At 71.6% G+C, this 9,509-nt stretch carries 10 protein-coding genes; 5 read left to right on the forward strand and 5 right to left on the reverse strand.

What is annotated here, in order from left to right; all coding sequences use genetic code 11:
* Both ACWC9T_RS39255 and argF read left to right on the forward strand, forming a co-directional pair.
* Positions 1–1,574, forward strand: a 1,574-nt coding sequence (locus ACWC9T_RS39255; protein WP_449825829.1) for a polynucleotide kinase-phosphatase, incomplete at its 5' end; no start/stop codon positions are given.
* A gap of 155 nt (positions 1,575–1,729) precedes the next feature.
* Complete coding sequence (argF, locus tag ACWC9T_RS39260; protein ID WP_449825830.1) at positions 1,730–2,731, forward strand: ornithine carbamoyltransferase; 1,002 nt, start codon at positions 1,730–1,732, stop codon at positions 2,729–2,731.
* A 69-nt stretch (positions 2,732–2,800) separates the two neighbouring features.
* Here argF and ACWC9T_RS39265 read toward each other — a convergent pair whose 3' ends face one another.
* The 5 genes from ACWC9T_RS39265 to ACWC9T_RS39285 form a co-directional block, all read right to left on the reverse strand.
* The gene (locus tag ACWC9T_RS39265; protein ID WP_449825831.1) at positions 2,801–3,334 is read right to left on the reverse strand and encodes a superoxide dismutase family protein; all 534 of its coding nucleotides are present in this window, start codon (positions 3,332–3,334) and stop codon (positions 2,801–2,803) included.
* 96 nt (positions 3,335–3,430) lie between these two features.
* Positions 3,431–3,838: a type II toxin-antitoxin system VapC family toxin gene (locus tag ACWC9T_RS39270; RefSeq protein ID WP_449825832.1), complete on the reverse strand. Its 408-nt coding sequence runs from the start codon at positions 3,836–3,838 to the stop codon at positions 3,431–3,433.
* A 59-nt stretch (positions 3,839–3,897) separates the two neighbouring features.
* Positions 3,898–4,407, reverse strand: a complete 510-nt coding sequence (locus ACWC9T_RS39275; RefSeq protein ID WP_449825833.1) for a hypothetical protein — start codon at positions 4,405–4,407, stop codon at positions 3,898–3,900.
* Complete coding sequence (locus ACWC9T_RS39280; RefSeq protein ID WP_449825834.1) at positions 4,293–4,682, reverse strand: sigma factor; 390 nt, start codon at positions 4,680–4,682, stop codon at positions 4,293–4,295. Before ACWC9T_RS39280 ends, ACWC9T_RS39275 begins: the two co-directional genes overlap by 115 nt.
* Before the next feature lie 106 nt (positions 4,683–4,788).
* Positions 4,789–5,136, reverse strand: coding sequence for a hypothetical protein (locus tag ACWC9T_RS39285; RefSeq protein WP_449825835.1), 348 nt, complete (start codon positions 5,134–5,136; stop codon positions 4,789–4,791).
* Between the two features lie 30 nt (positions 5,137–5,166).
* On the opposite strand from ACWC9T_RS39285, the gene ACWC9T_RS39290 reads away from it, so the two are divergent.
* The 3 genes from ACWC9T_RS39290 (at position 5,167) to acnA (ending at position 9,249) form a co-directional block, all read left to right on the forward strand.
* Entirely contained in the window at positions 5,167–6,210 is a 1,044-nt protein-coding gene (locus tag ACWC9T_RS39290) for a hypothetical protein (RefSeq protein ID WP_449825836.1), read from the forward strand.
* Complete coding sequence (locus ACWC9T_RS39295; protein WP_449825837.1) at positions 6,207–6,365, forward strand: hypothetical protein; 159 nt, start codon at positions 6,207–6,209, stop codon at positions 6,363–6,365. Before ACWC9T_RS39290 ends, ACWC9T_RS39295 begins: the two co-directional genes overlap by 4 nt.
* A gap of 223 nt (positions 6,366–6,588) precedes the next feature.
* Complete coding sequence (gene acnA, locus ACWC9T_RS39300) at positions 6,589–9,249, forward strand: aconitate hydratase AcnA (protein ID WP_449825838.1); 2,661 nt, start codon at positions 6,589–6,591, stop codon at positions 9,247–9,249.
* Positions 9,250–9,509: the final 260 nt, after the last annotated feature.

A 9,509-nucleotide genomic window follows, 5' to 3' on the forward strand; every position in this document is an offset into this window, starting at 1 on the left:
ACGCCCTGTACGGGGAGACCACCGGCGAGACCGACGAGTACGGTCTGCCGGTGCGCTACCCCTGGGCGGAGGAGTACCGGGGCCGGGCGCTGGTGGTCTACGGCCACACCCCGGTGCCGAGCGCGAGCTTCGTCAACAACACCATCTGCCTGGACACCGGCTGCGTCTTCGGCGGCAGCCTGACCGCGCTGCGCTACCCCGAGCGCGAGCTGGTGAGCGTGGAGGCCGAGCGGGAGTGGTACGCGCCGGTGCGTCCGCTGCTCACCGACGCGCCGGGCGCCCGTGAGGGCCGCCCGCTGGACCTCGCCGACGTGGCCGGCCGCCGGGTCGTGGAGACCGGTCTGCACGGGCGGGTCGCCGTCCGGGAGGAGAACGCGGCGGCGGCGCTGGAGGTGATGAGCCGCTTCGCGCTGGACCCCAGACTGCTCACCTATCTGCCGCCGACCATGGCGCCGAGCCCGACCTCCCGTCGGGAGGGCTATCTGGAGCATCCGGAGGAGGCCTTCTTCGCCTACCGCGCGGACGGCGTCCGGCACCTGGTGTGCGAGGAGAAGCACATGGGCTCGCGCGCGGTGCTGCTGGTCGCCCGGGACGACGAGGCGCTGGAACAGCGCTTCGGCGTGGCCGGGCCGGGCGCGATCTGGACCAGGACCGGTCGGGCCTTCCTCAACGACGGGGAGCTGACCGCCGCCGTGCTCGGGCGGGTCCGTGCGGCCGCCGAACGCGCAGGTCTGTTCGAGGAGTTGGACTCCGGCTGGCTGCTCCTGGACGCCGAGCTGATGCCCTGGTCGCTGAAGGCGGTGGAGCTGCTGCGCCGTCAGTACGCGGCGGTCGGCGCGGCGGCCGGCGCTGCGCTGCCCGAGGTGCTGTCCGCGCTGGAGCGGGCGGCCGGGCGCGGGCTGGACCTCGCGGAGCTGACCGAGCGCCAGCGCCGGCGGGCCGCTGACGCATCGGCGTTCACCGAGGCGTACCGGCGCTACTGCTGGCCGACCGAGGGCCTGTCGGGCATCCGGCTCGCGCCGTTCCAGCTACTGGCAACCGAGGGGGCGAACCTCGCGGTGCGCCCGCACGACGAGCACCTGGCCTGGATCGACCGACTGGTGGAGGCCGACGCCGGCAACACTGACGCCGAAGACACCGCCGGGAAGGAGCCGATGCTGCACCGCACCGGCCGCGTCCTGGTGGACACCGAGGACGAGGCCTCGATGGCCGACGCCACCGCCTGGTGGGAGGAGCTGACCGGCGCGGGCGGCGAGGGCATGGTGGTCAAGCCGCTGGCCTCGGTGGTGCGGACGGTGCGCGGTGAGGGCCGTCCGGGCGGTCTGGTGCAGCCGGGCGTGAAGGTCCGCGGTCGGGAGTACCTGCGGATCATCTACGGCCCGGACTACACCGAGCACCTGGACCGGCTGAGCCAGCGCTCGCTGGGCCACAAGCGCTCGCTGGCGCTGCGTGAGTACGCGCTGGGCCTGGAGGCGCTGGACCGGCTGGCGGCCGGTGAGCCGCTGTGGCGGGTGCACGAGCCGGTGTTCGCGGTGCTCGCGCTGGAGTCCGAGCCGGTCGACCCGCGCCTGTAGGAGGGGCCGCCGCCCGGAACGATGACGGGCCGGAACGATGACGGGGGAGTCCCGCCCGGGACCTCCCCGCCGTTCATCGGCATTCTGTATAGAAATTCCAACCATCGTATACACTTGCCGCCTTCCGCATCGACCCGTCACCCCAGGAGCCCGGTATGGCCTTCAACCTCCGGAACAGGCACTTCCTCAAGGAGCTCGACTTCACGCCCCAGGAGTTCCGCTTCCTGGTGGACCTCGCCGCCGGGCTCAAGGCCGCCAAGTATGCGGGTACCGAGCAGCCCCGGCTGCGCGGCAAGAACATCGCGCTGATTTTCGAGAAGACCTCCACCCGCACCCGCTGCGCCTTCGAGGTCGCCGCTCACGACCAGGGCGCCACCACCACCTACCTGGACCCGGCCGGCTCGCAGATCGGCCACAAGGAGTCGGTGAAGGACACCGCCCGGGTGCTGGGCCGGATGTTCGACGGCATCGAGTACCGCGGCCACGGCCAGGAGATCGTCGAGGAGCTGGCCGAGTACGCCGGCGTCCCGGTCTGGAACGGCCTGACCGACGAGTGGCACCCCACACAGATGCTGGCCGACGTGCTCACCGTCACGGAGCACACCGCCAAGCCGCTCACCGAGGTCGCCCTCGCCTACCTGGGCGACGCCCGCTCCAACATGGGCAACTCACTGCTGGTCACCGGCGCCCTGCTCGGCATGGACATCCGGATCGTCGCCCCGCGCGCCCTCTGGCCGACCGAGGACGTGCAGAAGGCCGCGCAGCAGCTGGCAGGGGAGACCGGCGCCCGGATCACCCTGACCGAGGACGCGGCCGAGGGCGTGGCCGGCGCCGACTTCCTCTACACCGACGTCTGGGTCTCGATGGGCGAGCCCAAGGACGTCTGGGCCGAGCGGATCGAGCTGCTCAAGCCGTACCAGGTGTCCATGGACACCGTCCGGGCCACCGGCAACCCGAACGTGAAGTTCCTGCACTGCCTGCCCGCGTTCCACGACCTCGGCACCGTGGTCGGACGGCAGATGTACGAGGCGACCGGCATGACCGAGCTGGAGTGCACGGACGAGCTGTTCGAGTCGGCGCACTCCATCGTGTTCGACCAGGCCGAGAACCGCCTGCACACCATCAAGGCGGTCCTGGTCGCGACCCTGGGCTCCTGAGCGGGCCAGTTCCTTCGCCGGCTACCTCTCCTGCCACCTCGCCGGCTGCCTCTCCGTCCCCGTCTCCGGCTACTTCTCCAGCCTGACGCAGGCCACCCGGTCGCCCGCCGCGTGCGACCCGGCCGGGGTGCCCGCGTGCAGCACCAGTGAGCGCGCCTCGCCCGGCCGCGGCTGCCAGTCCACCGTGGCCGTGGCGGTGCCCTCGCCCCGGTCGTCGGTGCGCAGCGCCAGCCGCAGCTCGTTGCGGTCGTTGGCGTAGGCCGGGTCGGCGGACGGCTGCACCGGGTCGACCACGTCCTGGTAGTGCGGCCCGGAGGCGGCCGGGTCGGCCTCGCAGCTGCCGGTGTGCAGGTGCACCGGGAACTCGTGGTCGGGGGCGAGCCCGGCCACCGTCAGGGTGACCGCCGTCCGCCCGGGCACCGAGCGGTCGGTGACCACCCGGGCGTGCGAGCCGTACGGCACCAGGTCGTCCGCGTAGCTGATCGCGGCCGGCGGGACGAAGGCGGTCGCCGGGTCGAAGTGCGCGTCCAGGACGGAGACCGGCGAGGCGGCGGGGGCGAGCAGGGCCAGCGGCAACAGGGCGGCGGCGAGCGGAGCGGGCATCGGGACGGGCCTTCCACGGGCAGGGTGACGGTCGCCCTGCTAACGCCGCCACGCCGGGGAGGACACTGCGCCGAGGACGCCCCCAGGAGGACGCCCTCAGTCCGCCTCGCGCCGGATCCCCCGGATCTCGCAGCGCGGCCCGCTGGCCCGCATCAGCCGCAGGTCGGCGGTGACCAGCGGCACCCCGTACTGTTCGGCGACCGCGACGTACGCGGCGTCGTCGGGGGTGAGGTTGTCCTTGAGCTCCCAGATCCGGCCGAGCAGCGGCGCCACCTCGACCTTGCGGATCGTCACCGTCGCGAGCTCCCCGGCGAGTTCGGCGACCCGCTCGGCGGTCAGCTCCTTGGCCAGGTAGAGCCCGCGCAGCGACTGCATCACCTCGATGACGATATGTTCGGGCGCCAGCCACTCGCCGCCGGAGGCGAGTTCCTCCCGGGCCCGGACCCCGCGCGGGCCCTGGTCGGCGAGTGCCAGCACCAGCGCGGATGCGTCCACCACGATCATCAGTCGGCCCCTGCCCGTTCCAGCACGTCAACTCCCGGGCCACCGTACCGGGGCGGTTGTCACCCGGTGGAGCCGGGCTTCGGGGTCGCGGAGGCGTACAGCGGGGTTTGCCCCGGAGCGTCGTCGTGGAACGGACGGATCGCCTGTTCGGCCTCCTTCGCCTGTTCGGGCGTGATCCACTCCTGCAGGCCGGCGGACATCGCGGCGGCCTTCAACTGGTCGAGGCTGAGCGGCAGCCCGTCGCGGACCACCTGGACCTTGACGTGCTCGGCGACCTCCGCGGTGTTGATCGCGCTGACCGTCACCCTGGCCTGGTCGGGGCGCAGCAGGCTGGCCTCGCGCGAGAGGATGTCGCCCGCTGTCCGTTCGATGAGCAGCAGGCGGCTGCCGTCCGGGAGCACGCTGTCGGAGCAGTAGCGGAACTGGCCGCCCTTGTTGATGACCGCGCAGCTCATCAGGTCCTCGACGGTGGGGTGGGAGTCGTTCTTGAGGTGGTTCCCGAGACCCCCCTCGATCGTGATCCGGACGTCGGCGGGGCCGGCGCCGTCGTCGTAGAGCGTGCTGGCCATTCGCCGAGGGCGGGCCGTTCGCCGGTGCGGCGCAGCCGGCGGTGGGAGAGGTGGCTGCGTACCAGCGTGCTGCGGGCGTAGGCGTCCTGGTTCTCGGCACGGCGGACCTTCGGCCAGGAGGCGTAGAGCTTGGCGAGCGTCACCTGCGTGAGGTCCTCGGCCAGGTGCCAGTCGCCGCACAGCAGCAGCGCGGTGCGGAAGAGCCGTTGCCCGCGGCTGTGTGCGAACGCCTCGAACTCCGCGCTCTCCTCGGCCCGTCGTTTCTTCCCGATCACCGCTGACCCCTCGTACCCCGCGTGTCGGGCGTCTCCGCCCCCTGTGTCCGACTGGACGCCCGAGCCCGGCGAGCGCGTTACGGCTCGGGCGGTGGAATCCGGCGGGTCAGCCGCCGAGCAGCAGCCCGGCCAGCAGCGAGACGGCGTTGGCGGTGCCCGAGGCGATCCAGGGCAGCGGGTCGCGCGGGCGCAGTCCGGTGATCGGGCAGAGCAACAGGGCCTCGACCACGACGACGGACGTCTCGCTGAGCGCGAAGCCGGTCCAGTACGCTGCGGCGGGCCCGTCGGTCCAGTGCCGGAGGGTCCACCAGAGCAGTGGATGCGTCATCAGGTTGACCAGCACGCCGGCCGCGGCCGCCCGCCGCGGGCGTACGCGCCCGACCCGGGTGAGGGCGGCGGCGTAGACGGGTGTCTCGGTCAGCAGGGTGAGGGCGAGGGCCACCGGGTAGCGCACGGCGGGGATCGTGCCATGGGAGGGGTGAGCATGGCGACCAGGGGGATCCAGGCCGCGGGGGTCCGGGTCGCGGGGATCGGGGCGGGAGCGGCGGCCGGCCCCTGGTCCGCGCCCGGTCCGGCGGCGCGGCTCGGTGCGGCGCCGTTCGCGGGCTTCGCGCTGGCGGCCGTCCTGGCGCTGGCGCTGGCCCTGCGCGCGCCGACCGGCCTGGCCGTGCTGGGCCTGGCGGCGTTCGGTCTGCTGCACAACGTGCTGGAGCTGCGTTACGTGGCCGGCCGCTTCGCCGCGGTGCTGGCCGGCCCGCTACTGCGGCTGCTGTTGGCGTTGGTGACCGGGATCGTGCTGTGCCGTCTGCTGCCGCCGTCCCGGCTGTCCCAGTCGGCGGAGATCCTGCTCGCCTACGGCCTGCTGGCGGCGGCCTGCTGGTACGGGCTGCGTGGCCGTCCGCGGCTGCTGGCGGCGAGCGCCGTCGGTCTGGCGGGCGCGGGGGCCGCCTCGTTGGCCTTCCCGGCGTACCACTTCGTGGTGCTGGCGCATCTGCACAACGTGGTGCCGCTGTTGTTCCTGGCGGAGTGGTCGCGTCGGCTGGCGCGGGGGCGCGTGGCGTTCCTGGCGCTGCAGTTCGGCTGGGTGCTGCTGGTCCCGGCGCTGTTGCTGAGCGGACTGTCGGACGGCCTGCTGTCCCAGCGCCCCGGCGGCTGGACGGACAGGCTGGCCGCCGCGTACACCCCGCCGGCCTGGCTGACCCCGGAGGGCGGCCTGCGGTTCCTGGCGGTGTTCGCCTTCCTGCAGACGATGCACTACGTGGTCTGGGTCTGGTTCCTGCCGAGGTACGCGCCGGAGGCGGCGGAGCGCTTCGACGCCCGGGTGCCAGCCCTGCGCGGGGCGCGGGCCTGGGCGTTGGGGGCGGGTGCGGGCGCGCTGCTGGCCCTGTTGTTCGCCGCGGATTACGCCCAGGGCCGCTCGGTGTACGCGGCGCTGGCCAGTTACCACGCCTATCTGGAGTTCCCGGTGCTGTTGATGTTGGTCCTGGGCCTGGGCGTGAACCAGGCACGAACGGAGGAGAACGAATGAGCGCGACGAACCTGCTGGCGGACATCGCCCCCTCGCCGACCGGCGGCTCCGGTGGTGAGCTGGTGGTGGTGCTGTTGCTGGCCGCCGCCATCGTGGCGGGAGCGGTCTGGCTGATCCGGCTGGAGCGCAAGCGCCGCGGCCCGGACGGCCGGTGACCTGCGCCGTCGCGCGCCGGGGCATGCCTGCGGTGGTGACGGCGGCGGCATGCACTATGGTTTATCTCGACATCGAGATAACTGCCCCTTACGATATGTCTCGACATCAAGATACTTGCCGAGAGGCGCTCGCCGGCGATGTGGAAAGGTCGACCTAAGTAAGGCCGACCTTACCACCGCGTGACGGCCGGATATAGCACGAAGCACCCAGAAGGAGTCAGTCGTGTCCGCGAACAGCTTCGACGCCCGCAGCTCGCTGCAGGTGGGCGACGAGTCGTACGAGATCTTCAAGCTCTCCGCCGTCGAGGGTTCCGGGCGGCTGCCCTACAGCCTCAAGGTGCTGCTGGAGAACCTGCTCCGCACGGAGGACGGCGCGAACATCACCGCCGACCACATCCGCGCCCTCGGCAACTGGGACGCCACGGCCCAGCCGAGCCAGGAGATCCAGTTCACCCCGGCCCGCGTGATCATGCAGGACTTCACCGGTGTGCCGTGCGTGGTCGACCTCGCCACCATGCGTGAGGCCGTCAAGGAGCTGGGCGGCGACCCGGCCAAGATCAACCCGCTGGCCCCGGCCGAGCTGGTCATCGACCACTCCGTCATCGCCGACAAGTTCGGCACCAAGGACGCCTTCACCCAGAACGTCGAGATCGAGTACGGCCGCAACAAGGAGCGCTACCAGTTCCTGCGCTGGGGCCAGACCGCCTTCGACGAGTTCAAGGTCGTCCCGCCGGGCACCGGCATCGTCCACCAGGTGAACATCGAGCACCTGGCGCGCACCGTCATGGTCCGGGGCGGCCAGGCCTACCCGGACACCTGTGTCGGCACCGACTCGCACACCACCATGGTCAACGGCCTGGGCGTGCTGGGCTGGGGCGTCGGTGGCATCGAGGCCGAGGCCGCCATGCTCGGCCAGCCGGTCTCCATGCTGATCCCGCGCGTGGTCGGGTTCAAGCTGACCGGCGAGCTGCCGGCCGGCACCACCGCCACCGACCTGGTCCTCACCATCACCGAGATGCTGCGCAAGCACGGTGTGGTCGGCAAGTTCGTCGAGTTCTACGGCGACGGCATCGGCGCCATCCCGCTGGCCAACCGCGCCACCATCGGCAACATGTCGCCGGAGTTCGGCTCGACCTGCGCGATCTTCCCGATCGACGCCGAGACCATCAGCTACCTGAAGCTCACCGGCCGTGACGAGCAGCAGCTCGCCCTGGTCGAGGCGTACGCCAAGGAGCAGGGCCTCTGGCACGACCCGTCGGTCGAGCCGGTCTACTCCGAGTACCTGGAGCTGGACGTCTCCACCGTCGTCCCGTCGATCTCCGGCCCGAAGCGCCCGCAGGACCGCGTCGTCCTGGCCGAGGCCGCGCAGAAGTTCGCCGAGGCGCTGCCGACCTACTCGGCCGAGGCTTCCAAGCCGACCACCGTCACCGCCCCCGACGGCTCGTCGTACCAGATCGACAACGGCGCGGTCGTGATCGCCTCGATCACCTCCTGCACCAACACCTCCAACCCCTCCGTCATGCTGGGCGCCGCCCTGCTGGCGAAGAAGGCCGTGGAGAAGGGCCTGACGGTCAAGCCCTGGGTCAAGACCACCCTGGCGCCCGGCTCCAAGGTCGTCATGGACTACTACGAGAAGGCCGGCCTGCTCCCGTACATGGAGAAGCTGGGCTTCAACCTGGTCGGCTACGGCTGCGTCACCTGCATCGGCAACTCGGGCCCGCTGCCCGAGGAGGTCTCGGCCGCGGTCAACGAGGCCGACCTGGCCGTCGTCTCGGTGCTCTCCGGCAACCGCAACTTCGAGGGCCGGATCAACCCCGACGTCAAGATGAACTACCTGGCCTCCCCGCCGCTGGTGGTCGCCTACGCCCTCGCCGGCAACATGAACGTCGACATCACCAAGGACGCCCTGGGCCAGGACGCCGACGGCAACGACGTCTTCCTCGCCGACATCTGGCCGTCGGAGCAGGAGGTCGCCGAGGTCGTCGCGGGCTCCATCGACCAGGACATGTTCTCCAAGGACTACGCGGACGTCTTCGCCGGTGACTACCGCTGGCAGTCGCTCCCGGTCCCGACCGGCAACACCTTCGAGTGGGACGCCGAGTCCACCTACGTCCGCAAGCCCCCGTACTTCGAGGGCATGGCCAAGACCCCGAGCCCGGTGACCGACATCGCCGACGCCCGCGTCCTGGCCAAGCTGGGCGACTCGGTCACCACCGACCACATCTCCCCGGCCGGCAACATCAAGCCGGGTACCCCGGCGGCGCAGTACCTGACCGCCAACGGTGTCGAGAAGCGTGACTTCAACTCCTACGGCTCGCGCCGTGGCAACCACGAGGTCATGATCCGCGGCACCTTCGCCAACATCCGCCTGCGCAACCAGATCGCGCCGGGCACCGAGGGCGGCTACACCCGCGACTTCACCCAGGCCGACGCGCCGGTGTCGTTCATCTACGACGCCTCGCAGAACTACCAGGCCGCCGGCATCCCGCTGGTCGTCCTGGCCGGCAAGGAGTACGGCTCCGGCTCGTCCCGTGACTGGGCCGCCAAGGGCACCGCGCTGCTGGGCGTCAAGGCCGTCATCGCCGAGTCCTACGAGCGCATCCACCGCTCGAACCTGATCGGCATGGGCGTCCTGCCGCTGCAGTTCCCGGAGGGTGAGAACGCCGACTCCCTCGGCCTGACCGGCGAGGAGACCTTCTCTATCGCCGGTGTGACCGAGCTCAACGAGGGCCGCACCCCCGCGACCGTCAAGGTCAAGGCCGTTGGCCCGAACGGGAGCAGCAAGGAGTTCGACGCGGTCGTCCGCATCGACACCCCCGGTGAGGCGGACTACTACCGCAACGGCGGCATCCTGCAGTACGTGCTGCGCTCGCTCATCGGCTGAGCCCCGCACCAGCGGCTGAAGAGGCCGGACCGCACTTCGCGGTCCGGCCTCTTCTTCGGTTACGACGTCCGGGGCAGCGCGATCGCCGCCCTGGACCGCGGCCCGCGCCGCGGCGGAGGTCCGCGGGCCGGGTCGACGGGCCTGATGCCAGCGCTGGCCGCGCGGAGCTGACGGCCGCCGCGATCGACGCGAAGGGGCCCGCCGACACGGAGTCGGCGGGCCCCTTCGCTCAGCCGGTCAGGCCCGGTCGCAGGCCTGCG

Source organism: Kitasatospora sp. NPDC001159, assembly GCF_053598235.1.